This window comes from Cupriavidus plantarum (assembly GCF_905397285.1).
GTDB classification, from domain to species: Bacteria; Pseudomonadota; Gammaproteobacteria; order Burkholderiales; family Burkholderiaceae; genus Cupriavidus; species Cupriavidus plantarum.
This window is the reverse complement of the sequence record NZ_CAJPUX010000002.1, coordinates 412,399-431,176: the sequence shown is the minus strand read 5'-3', so window position 1 is coordinate 431,176 and position 18,778 is coordinate 412,399. Positions and strand designations below refer to the sequence as shown.

Below are 18,778 nucleotides of genomic sequence, written 5' to 3'. Positions count from 1 at the left end.
GGCCATATCAGGCGGCCAGCGCAGGGTAGTCCGTCAGACCATGGGCGTCGCCGCCGAACAGCGTGTCGCGGTCGTGCTCGGCCAGCGGTGCGCCCTTGCGAAGTCGCGTCGGCAGATCGGGGTTGGCGACGAAGGGTCTTCCGAATCCGATCAGGTCGGCCCAGCCTTCGCTGAGCGCGGCCTGCGCGCGTTCGGCGGTGTAGCGGCCCGCGTAGATCATCACGCCGGGATACACGTCGCGCAGCTGCTGCTTGAACGCCAGCGGCATGTCCGGCGCGTCATCCCAGTCGGCTTCCGCGATATGGATATAGCCCACGCCGATATTGCCAAGCAGGCGCGCGGCTTCGGTGTATGTGGTCACGGGGTCCGCGTCGACGCAGCCGTTGAGGGTGGTCAGCGGCGCGAGCCGAATGCCGACGCGGCTCGCGTCGCCTGTGCCTTCGATGAGGGCGCGGGCCACTTCGTCGAGGAAGCGCAGGCGGTTTGACAGCGAGCCGCCGTATGCGTCAGTGCGGCGGTTGGCTTCCGAATCGATGAACTGGTTGACGAGGTAGCCGTTGGCGGCGTGGAGTTCGACGCCATCGAATCCGGCGGCCATCGCATTGCGCGCGGCCTGCCGGTATTGTTCCACCACCTCGGCGATTTCCGCGATGCTCAGCGCGCGCGGCATGGCGGCCTGCACGAAGCCGGGACGGCCGTCGGCCTCGGCGACGTACACCTTGACGCCCTCGGCCTGGATGGGCGACGAGGAAACCGGCGACTGGCCGCCAAGCAGGCTCTCGTGGCTCAGTCTGCCGACGTGCCACAACTGCGCGAAGATGCGACCGCCGGCCTTGTGCACGGCATCGGTCACGAGCCGCCACCCTTCGATCTGCGCGGGTGCCTGGATGCCTGGAGTCCATGCATAGCCCTTCCCCAGCGGCGAGATCCACGTGCCCTCGCTGACGATGAGCCCAGCCTGCGCGCGCTGGGCGTAATACTCGGCCATGAGCGCGTTGGGCACATCCCCCGGCTGACTCGCCCGAGACCGCGTCATCGGCGGCATGACGATACGATTGGGGAGCGTGAGGGCGCCCAGTGTCATGGGCTGGAACAGCGAGTTTGCGGGCATGTCGGGTTCTCGGGAAGCCATCGAATGGGCGCCATTGTCGGCGCCCGAGCCCTACCTAAAAACCCGCCGCGATGCGAATGTTTTTTGCGGCGGCGGCAAGAATGCGGCGCCTTCTCCCACGGAAAGAGGCCCGAGCACGCTCAGCGCTGCGGCGCGACGCCCGCGCCTTCGATGCCGTGCCGCCGCAATGCCTCCGCGACGAACCCCGACGCCTTCATCTCCTCGATGTAGCCGCTGAGCCAGGCCTGCGCGGCGGCGTGTGCCTTCGGGACGCCCATGGCCTGCTCGATCACCATAAAGCGGCCGGGCAGCATCCGTACGCCCCCCACGCGCCTGGCGTCGGCTTCGAGTTGCTGTCGGACGCCTGCCGCCACATCGAGCCGCTGCGCCAGGAACATGTCCGTTACCGCTGGCGACGTGGGCGCGCGCACGAGCGTGGCGGCCTTGATCTCGCGCGTCAGGTACAAGTCGTACGCGCTGCCCTTGCCCACCACCACGCGCGTGCCCGCGCGATCGACGTCCTCATTGCGCCGGAGCGGCGAATCGTTGCGCACGAGGTACGCGCCTTCGATGATCACGTACGGCGCGGTGTAGGCGATGTCCTTCCCGCGCACGGGATCGATGGCGACGAACGCCACGTCCACCTGTCCTGTGCGCACGGCGTCCACGACGTTGCCCGCCGAGGCGAACGGCACCAGCTCGAGCGGTACGCCGAGCCGGCGGGCGGCCTCGCGGGCGAGGTCTACCGACACGCCCTTCACCTCGCCGTCCGTGCCGCGCGACGCGAGGATCGGATTACCGAGGTTAATGGCGGCGCGCATCCTGCCCGTGCCGGTCAACTCCGCCGCGGCCGCACGGGCGCCGCCACCCGTGGCCGACACGCCGCCGGACGCCGCACCTGGCGACACGCCCGTGCAGCCACCGAGCGCGAGCAGGAGTCCCATGCCGGCAGCGGCACCGCATAACGAGCGTCGTTGAAGATTCATCAGAAGTCCACCTTCTGCCCCGGCTCCGGCACGATCACGCTGGTCCCCGTCACGCCAAGCGCCGCACTGAATTCGGCCGGCGTGCCGCGCAGCAGCGGAAACGTCTGGTAGTGGATCGGAATCGCATACCTGGGCTTGATCAGATCGCGCACGGCGCTCGCAGCTTCCTGCGGCCCCATCGTGAAATGCCCGCCAATCGGAATGAGCACGAGATCCGGCTTGTACCGCTCGCCGATCATCCGCATGTCGCCGAACAGGCCGGTATCGCCCATGTGCCAGATCTTGAACCCGTTCTCGAGTTCGATGATGTAGCCCACGGGCTCACCGCCATAGTGCGTCTCGTCCTTGTTGGTCGCCGGGTTCTTCCACACGAGTTCCGACGAATGCTCGGCATGCACCGCGGTGATCTTCACCCCGTTGGGGCCGAACGGCATGATCGTGCCGCTCTTGCCAAAGCGCTGCGCCAGCGCGGGCGGCACCATCTCGAGCGACACCAGCGCCTGCCCCATGCCGCCACCATTCCAGATCGGCGCGTTATTGCGCTTTGCGAGCGCGGGCGCATCGGCCAGATGGTCGTTGTGCGCATGCGTGACGAGGATCAGGTCCACCTTGCCCAGCGCGGCCAGATCCTTGTAAGCAGCGGGCGTCTTCGGATTCGTCACGAGCCACGGGTCGATGACGATCACCTTGCCGCCCGGCGTGGTGATGCGCGTCGCGGCCTGGCCGAGCCATAACACCTCGGCCTTGCCCGCGGCGATCTGCCCCGGCGCCTGCGGCTGCGGCACCGCGCTCGTCGTGGTGGTGGCGGCGCAGCCGGACAGCATGGCTACGGCGGCGGCAATGCAAAGCAGGCTGCGTCGGATCATCGGTCGTCCTCGTTGTGGCGTTGCGCGGTGGGTTCGATTCAAGGAAATCTGGGAAGCCAGCTTCGCGAGTATTTGCATCGGCATGTGGCCTGTCAACCGCGTGTAACGATTCGAAATATCCGTCGCCGCCGCGCTTGACAGACGCGTTTGTCCCGACCAATACTTCGCAGCATGGATTCGCTATACGCACATACGTGCGCATAGCGCACAGCAAACGCAACCGGGACGGGCACCGACATGACACTGACGCCGCCACTGACGCTGCACCACGCCGGCAAAGCCGGCGCCCCTGTCCTCGTCCTCGGCAACTCGCTCGGCACCGATCGCCGGCTATGGCAACCGACGATCGAGGCGCTGGGCGAGGATTTCCACATCGTCTGCTTCGACCCGCCGGGCCACGGCGGACAGGCCGACCTCCCGATCGCCACCCTCGGCGACCTGGCCACGCAACTGATCGATGCAATCGACGCCGCCGGCATCGGCCCATTCCGCTACTGCGGCGTGTCGATGGGCGCCGCCATCGGCATCGAACTGGCGCTCGCGGCCCCGCACCGCCTGCGGGCACTCGTGCTCGCGAACACCGCCGCCCGCTTCGCCCCCACCGCGGACGCCCGCCAGTTCTGGCAAGGACGCATCGACACCGTCACGCGCGCGGGCGCCGGGGCGATCGCCGACGCCACCATCGCGCGCTGGCTCACCCCGGCGCACGTGGCGCGCCAGCCCGATCTGCAACGATGGCTCGCCGGCATGTTCTCGGCGACCGCGCCCGCCGGCTATGCGGCATGCGCGGGCGCGGTCATGGCATTCGACCGGACCGCCGCCGTCGCGGCCATCGACGTGCCGACGCTCGTCATCGCCGGCACCGAGGACCTCGCCACGCCGCCCGCGCTCGGGCAGCAACTGCATCGCGCCATCGACGGCAGCCGCTACCTCGAACTGCCCGTGGCCCACCTCGCACCACTGGGCGCGCCCGAAGCCTTCCACACGGCCGTGCGCGCCTTTCTTCTTTCCCCCAACACCCAACCCTGAACATGGCAGACGAGAGAACCGAAATCGAGGCGGCATGCCGCGACGTGCTGGACCGCTTCATGGCCGCGCTCAACGCCCATGACGCCGACGCAATGGATGCATGCATGCACTTTCCGCACGTGCGTTTCGCGGGCGGCAACATCAAGGTGTACGAATCCGCGGGCAGCAATCCCATGGATCTTTTCCAGAGGCTGCGAGACGAGGACGACTGGCGCTACAGCACGTGGCGCGAACGCGAACTCGTGCAATTCGGCGGCAACAAGGCGCACGTCGCGCTCAGCTATACGCGCTTTCGTGGCGACGGCTCGGTGATCGGCGTGTATGAGTCGCTGTATGTGCTGACGCGCGTCGAGGGCAACTGGGGCATCCAGATGCGATCGAGTTTCGGTCCCTGAGATCCGGCACCGATAGCGTTACCCATGAGGAGACAAATCTTGAGAACACTGATCACCACCACCCTGCTTGCGATGTTGACCGCGGCGATGCCCACGCGCGCCGCCGACTTTCCGAATGGCCCCGTCCGCCTCGTCGTGCCCTTCCCGGCCGGTGCCGCCTCCGACGTCATCGCCCGCGCGCTCGCGCGATCGGCCGCGACGAAGCTCGGCCAGCCGATGATCGTCGACAACAAGGCCGGCGCCGACGGCATGATCTCCGCGCAGGAGGTCGCGCGCGCCAAACCCGACGGCCAGACGCTGCTGTTCGGCACCAACAGCGCGCTGTCGGCATCGCCCGCCCTGCGCATCAAGCTGCCGTACGACCCGGTGAAGAGCTTCGCGCCGATTACCGAGCTCGGCCGTTATACGTTCTTCCTTTATGTGAACGCGGCCAGCCCCGCCAGGACGCTGCCGGAGTTCATCGCCTATGCAAAGGCGAATCCCGGCAAGCTCAACTACGCCACCGGCAACACCACGGCGCTCGTATCGTCGCTGCAGTTCAATGCGATCTCGAACATCACCCTGGTCTCGGTCGCCTACAAGGGCGAACCGGCCGCGATCGTCGATCTCCTCGACAATCGCGTGCAGATGATGTTCGGGAACCCGACCCTGGGCCTTACGCACCTCGCCTCCGGCAAGCTGCGCGTGCTCGCCACGACCTCGGAGGCGCGCAGCCCGCTGCTGCCCGACGTGCCGACGATGAAGGAGGCGGGCGTCACGGGTTTCAACATCACGTCGTGGGCGGGCCTGTTCGCGCCGGCCGGCACGCCGGAGCCCGCGCTGACGAAGATCCGCGAGGCCTTCACGGCGGCGCTGAAGGATCCGGAGGTGCTCGCGGTGCTGGAGAAACAGGGCTTCACGGCGACGCCGTCCACGCCGGCAACCCTTGCCAGACTCGTGGACGATCAACTCGTGCGCTATCGCACGACGATCCGCGCGGCGGGCATCCAGCCGGAATGAGCCGGGGATGGGCCCGGGATGGCGCGTGAGCCGTGCGCTAGAATAGCCGCGGCTTTTTACGCCCACCCCGCTTACGCCACGCTCCCTCCATGGTTCAGGAATCCGACAACCCGATTGGCCCCAACAACTTCGTGGATTCGTTCGCGCGCGGCCTCGCCGTGATCGAAGCCTTCGGTGACGATCGCGCGGAGCTGACGCTATCGGAAGTCGCCGAGGCCGCCAACGTGAGTCGCGCCGCCGCGCGTCGCCTGCTGCTGACGCTGTGCCATCTCGGATATGCCACGCAGCAGGGGCGCATCTTCCGGCTCACGCCGAAGGTCATGCGCCTGGGCTACTCGTATCTGTCGGGACTCACCGTGGCGGAAATCGTTGAGCCTTATGTGGTGGCCGTGGCCGAGAAGACCGGCGAGTCGTGTTCGGTGTGCGTGCTCGACGACCTCGACGTCGTCTACGTGGCCCGCGCCTCGACACGGCGCGTCATGTCGCTGAACCTGTCGGTCGGCACGCGGCTGCCCGCGTGGGCCACCGCGCATGGACGCCTGCTGCTCGCGGCGCTCGACGATGCGGCGCTCGACGACCGCCTGCGCCGCAGCGACGTGCGGCCCTACACGCCGCAAAGCACGACCGACCGGGAACAGCTCAAGGCGCTGATCGTACGGACGCGCGAGCAGGGGTACTGCTTCGTGAACCAGGAACTGGAGTCGAGCCTCGTCGCGCTGGCGATGCCGCTGCGCAACCGCGCGGGCGACGTCATCGCGGCGATCAACCTCGCCGGCCATGCACAGCGCCTGTCGGAGGCGGAGATGATGGAGTCGTTCTTCCCGATCCTCGAAGCCGCCGCGCGCGACATCAACGACGCGCTGCGCGCGCGTCAATAGCCTCCGCGGGCGGCTTCAGGTGGATGTCACGGCGACGTCATCCGCTACGCCGGATCCTCGCCATATCGCTGGCCAAGCCGGCGTTCGATCTCGCGCACGGTCTCCAGCAGACGCGGACGAATCTCGTCGCGCAGGCGCGCTTCCGGAAAATATTGCGCGGCGCCCGCCGCGCTAAGCGCCATCAGCGGCAGCCCGCGGCCCGGATTCAGGGACGCCGCCACCGCATGGACCTCGCGCACCCAGTCGCCGACCGAGTAGGCGCAATGGTGCTGCTGGAACTCGGCAATGGCGCCATCGATCCCCCGCTGGACCTGCGGCCAGTTGCCTTCGTCGAGCGCCCGCAGCCGCTCCATCAGGCCGGTCCGCTCGCTCGGGGCCACCGCCGCCAGCAGCGCGCGGCCGGCAGCCGATGTGCCCAGCGGAATGCGCGACCCGACATCCAGGCTCAGCGTGACGATCGACGTGCTGCGGCAACATTCCAGGTAGAGCATGGACAGCTGATCGCGCGCGGACAACGCGATGACCGCGCCGGTCTCGGCCGCGAGCGCCTGCATTAGCGGCCGCGCCACCTGCCGCACGTCGAGGTTCGCGAGCATCGCGCTGCCAAGCGCGCCGGTCGCCGTGCCGAGCCGATACTTGCCGGACTCGGGCACCACATGCAGATAGCCGAGCTTCGTCAGCGTATAGGTCAGCCGCGTCACCGTGGACTTCGGCAGGCGCGTGCGCTCGGCCAGTTCGCTATTGGCGAGGAAACTGTCGCCGCTACGGAACGCGCTCAGGACTTCCAGTCCCCGCGCGAGGGCCGTCACGAAGTGCCGGTCCTGCGCCGGGTCGGCAAGATCGTCGCTGACGAGATTGTCTCCCAACTCGGCGTCATCCTGCGCGTCTGACCGGTCATTGCGTGATTTCATGCTGGCGAAGTCCATGGCGGCGTGGCTCGAGAATCAGGAAGAGAGGGGCGCCGGCCGCGCCGCGTCGGCCAGCGCCCTGAGTTCGTGCTTGCGTATTTTACCCGTGGGGGCGGCCGGCAATTGCGCGAGGAAGCGGATCTCCGACGGCAGCTTGTACGGCGACAGCCTTTCGCGCAGGAAAGCGGCCAGCGTCTCGGCGTCGAGCGACACGTTGGGGGCGAGCTCCACGAATGCGACGACCTCCTCGTTGTCCTGCACGTCGCGGCCCACTACCGCGGACTGCACGACCGCCGGATGGCAGTTGATCGCCTGTTCCACCTCCACCGGATAGACATTGAAGCCCGAACGGATGATCAGTTCCTTGGTCCGCCCGACGACGAACAGGGCGTCATCGTCGCCCTGCCGCGCGAGATCGCCCGTGTTGAACCAGCCGTCCTGGTCGATGACCGCGCATGTCAGCGCGGGCGCGCGATAGTAGCCACGCATCAGCCCTGCCCCGCGTACCCAAAGCTCACCGACCTGCCCCCGCGGCACGGGCTCTCCACCGAAATCGACGATGCGTACTTCCACGCCGGGTATGGGCTGCCCGACCGCGCAATCGGTCCGCGGCGTGTCGAACAGCGTCTGCGCGACGGTCGGCGCCATCTCCGTGAGCCCGTAGCCGTTGTGCAGTGGCTGGCCGAGCAAAGCCTCCGCATTCGCCTTGAGTTCGGGGGTCAGTGGCGCTCCCGCCGTCCCGGCAAAGCGCAGCCGCGTGCCGGCGAGCGACACCTCGTGGCGGCGGCACCAATCCACGAGCTTCGCGTAGATGGCTGGCACGCCGAGCAGGATCGTCACGCCCGCGTCCTGCAGCGCCTGCACGAGCCGGTCGGGCTGGTAGCGCTCCTCGAACACGATCGAGGCGCCGCTCGACAGCGCGCCGAGTAACTGCGACGACAGGCCGACGATATGCGCCATGGGAAGGACGCCGTAGAACCGGTCGTCCGGCCCCAGCCTGCGCAGGCGCCGCGAAAGCTCGGCCACGTGCAGCAGATTCGCGTGGGTGAGCATCACGCCCTTGGGGTCCCCCGAGGTGCCGGAGGTGTAGATCAGTGCCGCAACCTGTTCGCGCGGATCGTCATGAACTGGCTCCGCCACCGCATCCGCATGGAGTGGGCCGACGCCGATGGTGCCGGCTCCCGCCGGCGCGAGCGCTGGCCACGGCAGATCTTCGGCGCCGGCCCGTTCCGCGTGGGCCCGGGCCTCGGCCGAGACCTCGGTCAGATACAGCACGCGCCGCGCGCCTGAATGGGAGATGAAATTGTCGATCTCGCGCGGCGAGAGCCGGGCGTTGACGACCGCCGCCCACGCGTCGATCGCACTGGCCGCGAGCACGAGCACGCCAACCGCCACGCAGTTCTCCGCGACCAGCAGCACGCGATCGCCGCCCCTGACACCCAGCGTCCGAAGCTGCGCCGCGGACTGCTCCACCGCGCTCGCCAGCCCGCCGTAGCTGAGCCTGCCGCGCCGGTCTTCCAGCGCGGGCGCGAGCGGATCGCGTTCGACCCATGGGCGGATGACCTCGTGGATGCGCCGCACGCGCGTGTCGGGGGCTGACTGGGCCATGCTGTCTCCTTGTGTATCGTTGGATGGCGTCCCTTTGGCGGGCGCTCTCAGGACTGCTTTGCGGGACAATATACCGCACAGCGGTTTATAAGGACAAGTTAAGGGCGTAACTGAGTTGACTCCCCGCATATGCGAAGCCATACTGAACCGATATGCAGTCCACGATTCCACCGAAACCAGAACAAGGAGACTTCCATGGCAGAGAAGAAAGCGGTGCTCGTGATCGGCGCGGGGGACGCGACGGGCGGCGCCATCGCCCGGCGCTTCGCGCGCGAGGGCTATATCGCCTGCGTCACGCGCCGCAACGCGGAAAAGCTCGCCCCGCTGGTCGCGCAAATCGAGGCGGAAGGCGGCGTCGCGCACGCGTTCGGGTCCGACGCGCGCAAGGAGGACGACGTCGCCGAGCTGTTCCGCAAGATCGAAACCGAGATCGCGCCGATCGAGGTCGCGGTGTTCAACATCGGCGCCAACGTGCGCTTCGATATCGTCGAGACGACCGCTCGCGTCTATTACAAGGTGTGGGAGATGGCCTGCTTCGCGGGCTTCCTGATGGGCCGCGAGGCCGCGCGCGTGATGCTATCGCGCACGCCGGCGCCGCGCGGCTCGATCTTCTTTACCGGCGCGACGGCCAGCCTGCGCGGACGCGCGGGATACGCGGCGTTCGCGGGCGCCAAGCACGGACTGCGCGCGCTGGCGCAATCGATGGCGCGCGAACTGGGGCCCAGGGGCATCCACGTGGCGCAGCTGATCGTCGATGGGGCCATCGACACCGAATTCATCCGCGAAACGTTTCCCGAACGCTACAAGCTCAAGGAACAGGAAGGCATCGTCAATCCCGAGCATATTGCCGATACCTACTGGATGCTGCACAACCAGCCGCGCGACGCGTGGACGCACGAGCTCGATATCCGTCCGTGGATGGAGTCCTTCTGATCAAAGGCCCTGGCGCGGAAAGATCAGCCGGAAGCGCGTCATGCCGTTAGGCTGCGAGTCCACCTCGACGCTGCCGCGGTGCAGGTCCATGATGGTCTTGACGATGGCCAGCCCGATGCCCGACGACTCGCCCGAGTTCGTGCGGGCCGGATCGCCGCGGAAGAAGCGGTCGAAGATCTTCGGCAGATCCTCGGGCGGAATGCCTGGCCCGGGATTGCTGACCTCGATGCGCGTCGTCGTGGCGTCCTGCGTCGCCGTCAGGAAGATCCGCTCCCCTTCGGGCGTATGCCGGACCGCGTTCGAGATCAGGTTGCTCAGCGCGCGGCGCAGCAGCATCGCGTCCGCCTTGACCATCCCCTTTGCATCCACGCCAAACGTGATCTGCTTGGCGTCGGCCAGCAGTTCGAAGTAGTCGGCCTGACGGCTCAGCTCGGACGCCAGGTCGAGCTCCACCTCGTTCAGGGCCACCCGCGCATTGTCGGCGCGCGCCAGGAACAGCATGTTCTCGATCATCCGCGAGAGCCGCTCGTACTCTTCCACGTTGGACGCCAGCAGCGCCTGATATTCCTCCGCCGTGCGGTCGCTCGACAGCGCCACCTGCGTCTGGCCAAGGAGGTTGCCGATGGGCGTGCGGAAGTCGTGCGCCAGGTCCGACGAGAAGCGCGACAGCCGGTCGTAGGCCTCCTGCAACCGCACGATCATTTGCTGGAGCGCCAGCGCAAGTTCCTCCAGTTCGCGCGGCAGCCGGGCCGGGTCGATCGGCAACGCCACGCTGGAGAACGTCACGTATTCGGCGCCGGCCGCCATGCGCCGCAACGGCGCCATGCCCGCCCGCAAGGCGGCGAACCCGAGCAGCCCGACGGTCATCGCGCCGAGGCCCGCCGCGATCAGCAACTTCCAGCGATACGCGCGCAGCAGATTGACGCGCGACCGCGCCACCTGGTAGACCGTGACGCGCACCGTCGGACCGTTGTCCGCCACCGCGGCATCGAGGGCGAGCCCCCGCACGGGGTAGTCGTGCATGCTGCGCCAGAGATAGATGGCATCGCGCGTCACGGGGCTGTTCAGCGGCACGACCGCCATCTCCGGGAAGCGGCTGCCATCGGGATTGGCCTCGACCATGAGCACGCCTTCGGCGTCGCGGATGTCCAGGCCGAACTCATCGTTGCCCGACATCACGCGGCTGACTTCCCGCCAGCGATCGACGGACATCTCATGATGGATCGCGAGTTCGGCGCGCACGCGCACGGCCTTGCGCATCAGTTCGGCATCGTCGCGCTCGATGATCTGCGTGGCCAGGGCGCGGTAAAGATAGGCGCCGACGCATGCGAACGCGATCCCGCCCACGAGCGAGAACGCCAGCGCCAGGCGCAGCGTCAGCGAATGACCGCGCCTCACGATCGGCGATTCTCGAGCACGTAGCCGATGCCGCGCACGCTGTGGATCAGCTTGGGCGCGAACTGGTCGTCCATCTTCGCGCGCAGGCGGCGGATGGCGACGTCAACCACATTGGTATCGCTGTCGAAGTTCATGTCCCACACGTGGGACGCGATCTGGGTGCGGCTGAGGACCTCGCCGTGGCGGCGGGCCAGGAAATGGAGCAGGGCGAACTCGCGCGGCGTCAGATCGATGCGCTGGCCGGCGCGCAGCACGCGATGGCGAATGAGGTCGATCTCGAGATCCTCGATCTCGATGCGCTCGGACTCCCGCACGGGACCGCGGCGCAGCAGCGTGCGGACGCGGGCCAGCAGCTCCACGAACGCGAACGGCTTGGCCAGATAATCGTCCCCGCCGAGTTCCAGGCCCCGGACCCGGTCGTCCACGTCATCCCGGGCGGTCAGGAACAGGACGGGAGTGTCCTTCTGCTCGCGGAGCTGCTTGAGCACCTCCCACCCGTTCATGCCGGGCAGCATCACGTCCAGGATGACCAGGTCGTAGTCGGTTTCGAGCGCCTGGTGCAGCCCGTCCCGGCCGGTCACGGCCAGATCGACCACGAAGGCCGACTCGGTCAGTCCCTTGCGCAGGTATTCGGCCGTCTTCGGCTCGTCCTCCACCACCAGGATTCTCATCGCTGCTCCATCTTTCCGCACTGGGCACTGTTGTTCAGGTTGACTGGATGATAGGGGCGGCACCCCCCGAAGTGCATGACAGAACTGTAATGGTTTTGTCCCCGATCGGCGAGCCGACCCCTCTCTAGACTCCCATCCGGATCTCGCCCGAGGTCCACCCCCACGAACAGCAGAAATACGTTTCGGAGTCTCCACATGTGGATCGTCCGGCTCGCCCTGGCGCGGCCCTATACCTTCGTCGTGCTTGCGATCTGCCTGCTCATCGGCGGCCCGCTGGCCCTGCTGCGCACGCCGACCGATATCCTCCCAGCGATCAACATCCCCGTGGTCAGCATCGTCTGGAACTACAACGGGCTGTCCGCCGAGGACATGTCGCGGCGCATCGTTACTGTCTACGAACGCTCGCTGACGACCGACGTTGACAACATCGAGCACATCGAGTCGCAGACCGTGGCCGGCGTGGCCGTGGTCAAGGTGTTCTTCCACCCGGGCGCCGACGTGACCCGCGCGATCGCGCAGGCATCGGCCGGCGCTCAGTCCATCCTGCGGCTGCTGCCGCCGGGCACCACCCCGCCGCTCGTGCTCAGCTACAGCGCGTCCACCGTGCCCATCCTCCGGCTCGCGCTCGGCAGCAAGACGCTGCCCGAACAGACGCTGTACGACCTCGGCAACAACTTCATCCGCACGCAGCTTTCCACCGTGCAGGGCGCGGCCATCCCGCTGCCTTACGGCGGCAAGGTCAGGCAGGTGATGGTCGATATCGACAGCCAGGCGCTGCAGTCGCGCGGCCTGTCTCCGCTCGATGTCGTCAACGCCATCAATGCGCAGAGCCTGATCCTGCCGGGCGGCACCGCGAAGATCGGCGCGCTCGAATACCGCGTCGATCTCAACGGCAGCACCGCGACCGTCGATGCGCTCAACGACCTGCCCGTGCGCGCGGGCGCCGATGGCGCGATGATCTACGTGCGCGACGTCGCCCATGTCCGCGACGGCTACGCGCCGCAGACCAACGTCGTGCGCCGCGATGGCAAGCGCGCGGCCCTGCTGGAAGTCGAGAAGAGCGGCGACGCGTCCACGCTGACGATCATCGCGCAGATCAAGGCGCTGCTGCCCCATATCACGGCCGGCCTGCCCAAGGCCCTGGAGGTACAGCCGATCTCCGACCAGTCGGTGTTCGTCAGGGCGGCGATCCACGGCGTGCTGCACGAAGCGCTGGTGGCAGCCTGCCTCACGGCGACGATGATCCTGCTGTTCCTTGGCAGCTGGCGCTCGACGCTCATCATCGCCATCACCATTCCGCTGTCGGTGCTCGCGGCGCTGATCGCGCTGTCCGCGCTGGGCCAGACGCTGAACATCATGACGCTGGGCGGGCTGGCCCTGGCAGTGGGTGTCCTTGTCGACGACGCGACCGTCGCGATCGAGAACATCACGCACCATCGCGAGGCCGGCAAGCCGCTCGAACAGGCCATCCTGGACGGCTCGGCCCAGATCGCGCTGCCGACGCTGGTCTCCACGCTGTGCATCTGCATCGTGTTCCTGCCGATGTTCCTGCTCTCCGGCGTCGCCCGGTATCTGTTCGTGCCGCTGGCGGAGTCGGTCGTCTTCGCGATGATGGCGTCGTACTTCCTCTCCCGCACGCTGCTGCCCACGCTTGCGCATTACATCCTGCGCGGCGAGGTCAAGGACGGCGAGACGCGCGCGCCCTCGGCATGGCACCAGCGCTTCGAGCACGGTTTCGAGGCCATTCGCGCGCGGTACTCGGCCGTGCTCGCGCGCGCGCTGGCCGCGCCAAAGCGGGCAGTCCTCGGCTTCGCGCTCGCCTGCGCCGCATCGCTGACACTGATTCCATTCCTCGGACAGGACTTCTTCCCTGCCGTGGACAGCGGAGAGATCCGCATCCATATGCGCGCCCGCACGGGCACGCGCATCGAGGAGACCGCGCGCATCGCGGACCTCGTGGAGACGAAGATCCGCGGCGTGGTCGGCGCGGACCGCGTCGCCGGCATCGTGGACAACATCGGCCTGCCCGTGAGCGGCATCAATCTGACCTACGATTCGACGCTGCCCATCGGCACCGGCGACGCGGAAATCCTCGTTACCCTGAAGCCAGGCAGCGGCGCTACCGCGCCCGATGTCGAGCGGCTTGCCGCGGCGCTGCCGAAAGCGTTCCCGGGCGTGAGCTTCTCCTTCCTGCCGGCCGACATCGTGAGCCAGATCCTCAACTTCGGTCTGCCCTCGCCCATCGACGTCCAGATCGTCGGCAACAACCTGGCCGGCAACCGTGTGGTCGCGCAGCGGCTGGCGACGATGATGACGCAGGTCCCCGGCCTTGCGGACGTGCACATCCAGCAGCCGGCCGACCAGCCCGCGCTCACCGTCGACGTCGATCGCACGCGCGCGCTGCAGGCAGGCCTGACGCAGCGCGAGGTCGCGCAGAACCTGCTGATCGCGCTCTCCGGCAGCAGCCAGACGACGCCGAACTTCTGGCTCAATCCCGCGAACGGCGTGAGCTACCCGCTCGTCGTCTCGGTGCCGCAATATGCGATGGGCTCCCTGCAGACGCTGGCCAACATCCCCGTCAACCTTGGCCCGAATACCGGGCGCAACGGCGGCGCCGCGGAGATCGGACTGTTCGGCCATATCTCCCGCACGAACGAAGAAGGCGTCGTCTCGCACTACAACGTGCAGCCCGTGCTCGACATCTTCGGCGCCGTGCGCGGCCGCGACCTCGGCAGCGTGGCACGAGAGATCGACCGCATGGTCGCGCAGATCCGCAAGGACCTGCCGCCGGGGTCGAGCATCGTCGTACGCGGCCAGGTCAGCACGATGCAGCAGTCGTTCTTCGGCCTGATCACCGGCCTCGCTGGCGCCATCGTCCTCGTGTACCTGCTGATGGTCGTCAACTTCCAGTCGTGGCGCGATCCCGTCGCGATCGTTGGCGGCCTGCCCGTCGCGATGTCGGGCATGGCGTGGATGCTGTTCGTGACGGGCACGACGATCAGCGTGCCGGCGCTGACGGGCGCGATCATGTGTATCGGCATCGCGACCGCGAACAGTATTCTCGTGGTGAGCCGCGCGCGCGAGTTGCTGGCGGAGGGCGCCGCGCCCTTGCAGGCCGCGCTCGAAGCCGGCGCGGCGCGCTTCCGCCCCGTGGTCATGACCGCGCTCGCCATGCTGTTCGGCATGATCCCGATGGCGCTCGGCTCAGGCGGCGCCGGCGCGCAGAACGCACCGCTCGGCCGCGCCGTCATCGGCGGCCTGGCCTGCGGCACCATCGCCACGCTGGTTCTCGTTCCCGTGCTGTTCGCGCTGCTGCATGGCGTGCGCGGCAAGGGCACTTCCTCCCTTCTTCCCGCAGCTTCCCAGAAAGGCCTCGCATGAACGCGCCCGTTACCCCTTCCACGCAGCATCGCCGCAAGACCATCGTGCTCGCGACCGTCGTCGCGGCATCGGTCGTGGCCGCGGCGCTGGCCACCGGCATCGTCCCTCGTCTGCACGCCACGGCCGCCCTGGACGCGCGTACCGCCAGCAATGCGGCGCCCGTCGTCGCCGTGGTCCAGCCGCGCCACGCGCCCGCCACCACGGACCTCACGCTGCCCGCCGACGTGCAGGCCTACGAAGACGCCGCCGTGCGCGCGCGCGTCAGCGGCTACCTGCGCCGCTGGTACGTGGACATCGGGACGCCGGTGAAAGCCGGCCAGCTGCTGGCCGACATCGACGCCCCGGAGATCGCGGACCAGTTGCGGCAAGCGCGCGCCGACGTCGCGACCGCCGCGGCCAACTTTGCCATCGCGCAGCAAACCGCCACGCGCTGGCGCGACATGCTGGCCGCGCATTCGGTCGCGCAGCAGGACGCGGACCAGAAAACCGCCGAGATGGAAGCGACGCGCGCGTTGCTCGCGGCCGCCAATGCCAACGTTTCGCGGCTGACGCAACTGCTCGACTACACGCACGTGCGCGCCCCGTTCGATGGCACGATCACCGCCCGCAACATCGATATCGGCGCGCTGGTCGACGCCGGCAGCAGCAACAACACGACGTCGAGCACGAGCCAGAACCTGACGCAGGGGCAGGGACATGGTGCCGAACTGTTCCATCTCTCGCAAGGCACCCGGGTGCGCGCCTATGTGCAAGTGCCGCAGGGCGACAGCGCGCTGCTCGACGGCAAGACCGAGGCGTGGCTCACGCTGCCGCAATGGCCGGGCCGCAAGTTCCCCGCCACGGTCGCGCGCAATGCGGGGGCCATCGACCCCGTCACGCGCACGCTGCGGGTGGAGCTCGATGCCGACGGCCAGAACGGCAGCATCTTGCCCGGCGCGTATGCGGAAGCGCATCTGTCGCTGCAGGCGCCGCAGCCGGGGTTCGACCTTCCCGCGAGTACGCTTGTGTTCCTCCCGCGCGGCACCTTCGTCGCGGTGGTCGATGCGGCGTCGAAGCTCCGGCTCGTGCCGGTGGCGCTTGGCCGCGACTTCGGTTCGCATATCGAGATCCGCAGCGGCCTGCAAGGCGACGAACGCGTCGTGCTCAATCCGGGCGATGCGGTGGTCGAAGGGACAACGGTGCGCGTGGCGGCCGATGGCACGCGGGGAGCCTGACATGCGCACGCCATCGTTTCCGCATGCACGGCGCAACGCATCGCTGGCTGCCGGTGTGATAACACTCGTTGCGACGGCGGTGCTCGTCGCGGGTTGCTCGACCGCGCCGGTCTATCAGCGCCCCGCCATGACGCTGCCGGCCGCCTATCGAGACTCTTACGCCGGAGCAAGGGGCGACTACCAGGCCGCCGGGGCCACGCCCGCCAATCCGGGCGGCCCGGCCAACATCGCGCCCGAATGGTGGCGCGCGTATGGAGACCGCGACCTCGACGCGCTCGAGTCGCGCGTGGACGTCTCGAGCCAGACCGTCATCAAGGCCGTTGCCCTGCTGCAGGACGCGCGCACACAAGTCAGCGCGGCGCGCTCTCAGTTCTACCCGACGATAGCAGGGGGCGCCAGCGTGACGAGCAATCACCTGTCGGCGAACGTACGCGGCCACTCGCTCGCCGGTCACACCGTGCCCGACCACGCGCTCGGCATCACCGCGTCGTGGGAACCGGACCTGTTCGGCCGCATCCGCAACGAGGTCGATGCCGCGCAGGCGCGCGTGGACGCAAGCGCCGACGATGTGGCGGCGGTCCGGCTCGGCGTGCAGGCGGACATCGCCATCGACTACCTCGCCATCCGGTCGCTAGACCGGGAGGCCGGGCTGCTGACGCGCACGATCGATACCTACCAGGCGGTGCTCGACCTCGTGGCCAACCGATATCGCAATGGCATCGCCATCGAAGGGGATGTCGCGCAGTCCCGCGCGCAGCTGGCCTCCACGCGCGCGCAGCTCGCGGACGTACAGTTGTCGCGCACGCAGATCGAGCATGCCCTCGCCACGCTGCTCGGGGAGTCCGCAAGCACCTTCTCCCTGCCCGCGCGTCCCGATGCAAAAATTTCTGGCGACATGCCGACGTTCGCGTCAACGCTTGCTTTCACGGGTAAGAATTGCAAGGGCGACGATCTCTACGCGGACGTCGCGCATATGCCGGCCGCCCCGCGCGCGGTGCCTTCCCAACTGCTCGAGCGCCGCCCCGACATCGCGGCCGCCGAGCGCCGCGTCGCTGCGGCCAACGCGGACATCGGCGTGGCGCGCGCCGCGTTCTTCCCGGACCTGATGCTGAACCTCGGGCTTGGTTTCGAGAGTTCGGGCCTTGCTGGATGGCTCAGCGCGCCGAGCCGCTTCTGGGCCGTGGGGCCCGCGCTGGCGGGCACGCTGTTCGACGGCGGACGGCGCCAGGCCGGTGAAGACAGCGCGCGCGCGCGCTTCGACGCCAGTGCGGCGGATTACCGGCAGACCGTGCTGCGCGCGATGCAGGAAGTGGAAGACGGCTATGCGTCCGTACAGGCGCTGCGCGACGCCACGGAGAACGATCGCATCGCAGCAGAGGCTTCCGCGGTGGCGCTGCAGGCGGGGCTCGATCGCTACAAGCAGGGCGCGGTCTCGTATCTCGATGTCAGCGTGTTGCAGGCCAATGCGCTTGCCGATGCGCGCGCACTTGAAGGTGTACGCCGGCGCGCGTGGACCGCGAACGTGTTGCTCATGAAGTCGCTCGGCGGTGGCTGGCAGGCATCGGACGCATCGTCGTCCGCCATGGCACATGCTCAATAACCGCACGGTTTTTATCGAAAGGACCTGTCGGCGCAAGCGTTTTGCATTACATTCAAACGCTGTTCACGCGAACCTGCAGGAGCTCCATCGATGTCGTCCGCCTCCACTTCCTCAACGGCTTCGTCCAACACCGCAACGTCCGGCAACAACCCTTCCGATGTGCCCCGGCTCCTCGCCGACCACCCTGCCCTGGATCTGCTGAACACGCTCGAGCGCGCACTGCTCGACGCGCCGCTCGATCGCTGGCAGAGCGACGAGGACGTGTGGCAATGGCTCGAGCGCGTCTCGCTGCTGCCGAACGGCGAATTGCCCGCGCGGCGTCCGCAGGGCATGCTCGACGCGGCCGTCGCATTGCGCGAGTCGCTACGCTCGGCCGTGAGCCAGCGCAAGCGCGGCGATACGGTCGACGTGACGCTGCTCAACGAGTACCTCGGGGCCGACGCGTGCCGCACCCTGCTGACGGCGGCTGAAGGCGGCAAGATTCGTCTCGCGCGCGTCTACCCGACGGATACGCCGATGCAGTGCCTCGTACCGCTCGCGCTGTCCGCCGCGGACCTGCTCGCCAACGGCGACTTCACGCTGATCCGGCAGTGCGAGAGCGAGACGTGCACGATGTGGTTCTACGACCGTACGCGCGCGCATCGCCGCCGCTGGTGCAGCATGGCGCTTTGCGGCAACCGCCACAAGGTCGCAGCCTATCGCCGCCGCGAAGCCAACGCAAGCGCGGCCGCCAGCGCCGCGGGCGCCGCGGGCGCCGCCAACGCGAACAACGCGAGCGACGCGGCCTGATTGTTAGTCTGA

Annotated in this window: 16 protein-coding genes; 9 read left to right on the top strand and 7 right to left on the bottom strand. The window is 68.1% G+C overall.

The genetic code is table 11. The features are described from left to right. Positions 1 to 7: 7 nt before the first annotated feature. From KHP16_RS10660 to KHP16_RS10650, 3 genes are all read right to left on the bottom strand, one after another. On the bottom strand, positions 8 to 1,111 hold the full coding sequence (locus KHP16_RS10660) for an alkene reductase (protein ID WP_211960148.1): 1,104 nt from the start codon (positions 1,109 to 1,111) through the stop codon (positions 8 to 10). Between the two features lie 140 nt (positions 1,112 to 1,251). Continuing rightward, a complete protein-coding gene (locus KHP16_RS10655) occupies positions 1,252 to 1,932 on the bottom strand; it encodes an ABC transporter substrate-binding protein (RefSeq protein WP_244214646.1) in 681 nt (226 codons plus the stop codon). A gap of 164 nt (positions 1,933 to 2,096) precedes the next feature. After that, positions 2,097 to 2,963: a metal-dependent hydrolase gene (locus KHP16_RS10650; protein WP_211960147.1), complete on the bottom strand. Its 867-nt coding sequence runs from the start codon at positions 2,961 to 2,963 to the stop codon at positions 2,097 to 2,099. Positions 2,964 to 3,200: 237 nt separating this feature from the next. Here KHP16_RS10650 and KHP16_RS10645 point away from each other — a divergent pair, with 237 nt between their 5' ends. From KHP16_RS10645 to KHP16_RS10630, 4 genes are all read left to right on the top strand, one after another. Beyond that, entirely contained in the window at positions 3,201 to 3,992 is a 792-nt protein-coding gene (locus KHP16_RS10645) for an alpha/beta fold hydrolase (RefSeq protein WP_211960146.1), read from the top strand. Between the two features lie 2 nt (positions 3,993 to 3,994). Further along, positions 3,995 to 4,387: a Cif family virulence factor gene (locus KHP16_RS10640; RefSeq protein ID WP_109583375.1), complete on the top strand. Its 393-nt coding sequence runs from the start codon at positions 3,995 to 3,997 to the stop codon at positions 4,385 to 4,387. Between the two features lie 39 nt (positions 4,388 to 4,426). Next, entirely contained in the window at positions 4,427 to 5,386 is a 960-nt protein-coding gene (locus KHP16_RS10635; protein WP_167468433.1) for a Bug family tripartite tricarboxylate transporter substrate binding protein, read from the top strand. A gap of 89 nt (positions 5,387 to 5,475) precedes the next feature. Then, a complete protein-coding gene (locus KHP16_RS10630; RefSeq protein ID WP_109583377.1) occupies positions 5,476 to 6,264 on the top strand; it encodes an IclR family transcriptional regulator domain-containing protein in 789 nt (262 codons plus the stop codon). Positions 6,265 to 6,308: 44 nt separating this feature from the next. On the opposite strand, the gene KHP16_RS10625 is transcribed toward KHP16_RS10630, so the two are convergent. Next, a complete protein-coding gene (locus KHP16_RS10625; RefSeq protein WP_109583746.1) occupies positions 6,309 to 7,175 on the bottom strand; it encodes an IclR family transcriptional regulator in 867 nt (288 codons plus the stop codon). Positions 7,176 to 7,208: 33 nt separating this feature from the next. After that, positions 7,209 to 8,780 (bottom strand): class I adenylate-forming enzyme family protein, encoded by a 1,572-nt coding sequence (locus KHP16_RS10620; RefSeq protein ID WP_211960145.1) that lies wholly within the window; start codon positions 8,778 to 8,780, stop codon positions 7,209 to 7,211. Positions 8,781 to 8,975: 195 nt separating this feature from the next. On the opposite strand from KHP16_RS10620, the gene KHP16_RS10615 reads away from it, so the two are divergent. Then, positions 8,976 to 9,713 carry an SDR family oxidoreductase gene (locus KHP16_RS10615; RefSeq protein ID WP_109583379.1) on the top strand — a complete coding sequence of 246 codons (738 nt, stop codon included), beginning with the start codon at positions 8,976 to 8,978 and terminating at the stop codon, positions 9,711 to 9,713. Here KHP16_RS10615 and KHP16_RS10610 read toward each other — a convergent pair whose 3' ends face one another. Together KHP16_RS10610 and KHP16_RS10605 are read right to left on the bottom strand one after the other, a co-directional pair. Then, complete coding sequence (locus KHP16_RS10610) at positions 9,714 to 11,111, bottom strand: heavy metal sensor histidine kinase (protein ID WP_115953243.1); 1,398 nt, start codon at positions 11,109 to 11,111, stop codon at positions 9,714 to 9,716. Next, a complete protein-coding gene (locus tag KHP16_RS10605; RefSeq protein WP_109583381.1) occupies positions 11,108 to 11,782 on the bottom strand; it encodes a heavy metal response regulator transcription factor in 675 nt (224 codons plus the stop codon). Before KHP16_RS10605 ends, KHP16_RS10610 begins: the two co-directional genes overlap by 4 nt. Positions 11,783 to 11,977: 195 nt before the next feature. Here KHP16_RS10605 and KHP16_RS10600 point away from each other — a divergent pair, with 195 nt between their 5' ends. The 4 genes from KHP16_RS10600 to KHP16_RS10585 all read left to right on the top strand — a co-directional run bounded on the left by KHP16_RS10600 (position 11,978) and on the right by KHP16_RS10585 (position 18,766). Then, the gene (locus KHP16_RS10600) at positions 11,978 to 15,163 is read left to right on the top strand and encodes an efflux RND transporter permease subunit (protein ID WP_211960144.1); all 3,186 of its coding nucleotides are present in this window, start codon (positions 11,978 to 11,980) and stop codon (positions 15,161 to 15,163) included. Further along, on the top strand, positions 15,160 to 16,377 hold the full coding sequence (locus tag KHP16_RS10595) for an efflux RND transporter periplasmic adaptor subunit (RefSeq protein ID WP_211960143.1): 1,218 nt from the start codon (positions 15,160 to 15,162) through the stop codon (positions 16,375 to 16,377). Before KHP16_RS10600 ends, KHP16_RS10595 begins: the two co-directional genes overlap by 4 nt. Position 16,378: 1 nt before the next feature. Further along, the gene (locus KHP16_RS10590; protein ID WP_211960142.1) at positions 16,379 to 17,977 is read left to right on the top strand and encodes a TolC family protein; all 1,599 of its coding nucleotides are present in this window, start codon (positions 16,379 to 16,381) and stop codon (positions 17,975 to 17,977) included. A gap of 90 nt (positions 17,978 to 18,067) precedes the next feature. Beyond that, positions 18,068 to 18,766 (top strand): CGNR zinc finger domain-containing protein, encoded by a 699-nt coding sequence (locus KHP16_RS10585; RefSeq protein WP_211960141.1) that lies wholly within the window; start codon positions 18,068 to 18,070, stop codon positions 18,764 to 18,766. Positions 18,767 to 18,778: the final 12 nt, after the last annotated feature.

What these genes read in the sequence shown, in the direction of transcription:
- KHP16_RS10660 (WP_211960148.1), bottom strand. Translation starts at nt 1,111, where the DNA reads ATGCCCGCAAACTCGCTGTTCCAGCCCATGACACTGGGCGCCCTCACG.
- KHP16_RS10655 (WP_244214646.1), bottom strand. Translation starts at nt 1,932, where the DNA reads ATGCGCGCCGCCATTAACCTCGGTAATCCGATCCTCGCGTCGCGCGGC.
- KHP16_RS10650 (WP_211960147.1), bottom strand. Translation starts at nt 2,963, where the DNA reads ATGATCCGACGCAGCCTGCTTTGCATTGCCGCCGCCGTAGCCATGCTG.
- KHP16_RS10645 (WP_211960146.1), top strand. Translation starts at nt 3,201, where the DNA reads ATGACACTGACGCCGCCACTGACGCTGCACCACGCCGGCAAAGCCGGC.
- KHP16_RS10640 (WP_109583375.1), top strand. Translation starts at nt 3,995, where the DNA reads ATGGCAGACGAGAGAACCGAAATCGAGGCGGCATGCCGCGACGTGCTG.
- KHP16_RS10630 (WP_109583377.1), top strand. Translation starts at nt 5,476, where the DNA reads ATGGTTCAGGAATCCGACAACCCGATTGGCCCCAACAACTTCGTGGAT.
- KHP16_RS10625 (WP_109583746.1), bottom strand. Translation starts at nt 7,175, where the DNA reads ATGAAATCACGCAATGACCGGTCAGACGCGCAGGATGACGCCGAGTTG.
- KHP16_RS10620 (WP_211960145.1), bottom strand. Translation starts at nt 8,780, where the DNA reads ATGGCCCAGTCAGCCCCCGACACGCGCGTGCGGCGCATCCACGAGGTC.
- KHP16_RS10615 (WP_109583379.1), top strand. Translation starts at nt 8,976, where the DNA reads ATGGCAGAGAAGAAAGCGGTGCTCGTGATCGGCGCGGGGGACGCGACG.
- KHP16_RS10605 (WP_109583381.1), bottom strand. Translation starts at nt 11,782, where the DNA reads ATGAGAATCCTGGTGGTGGAGGACGAGCCGAAGACGGCCGAATACCTG.
- KHP16_RS10600 (WP_211960144.1), top strand. Translation starts at nt 11,978, where the DNA reads ATGTGGATCGTCCGGCTCGCCCTGGCGCGGCCCTATACCTTCGTCGTG.
- KHP16_RS10595 (WP_211960143.1), top strand. Translation starts at nt 15,160, where the DNA reads ATGAACGCGCCCGTTACCCCTTCCACGCAGCATCGCCGCAAGACCATC.
- KHP16_RS10590 (WP_211960142.1), top strand. Translation starts at nt 16,379, where the DNA reads ATGCGCACGCCATCGTTTCCGCATGCACGGCGCAACGCATCGCTGGCT.
- KHP16_RS10585 (WP_211960141.1), top strand. Translation starts at nt 18,068, where the DNA reads ATGTCGTCCGCCTCCACTTCCTCAACGGCTTCGTCCAACACCGCAACG.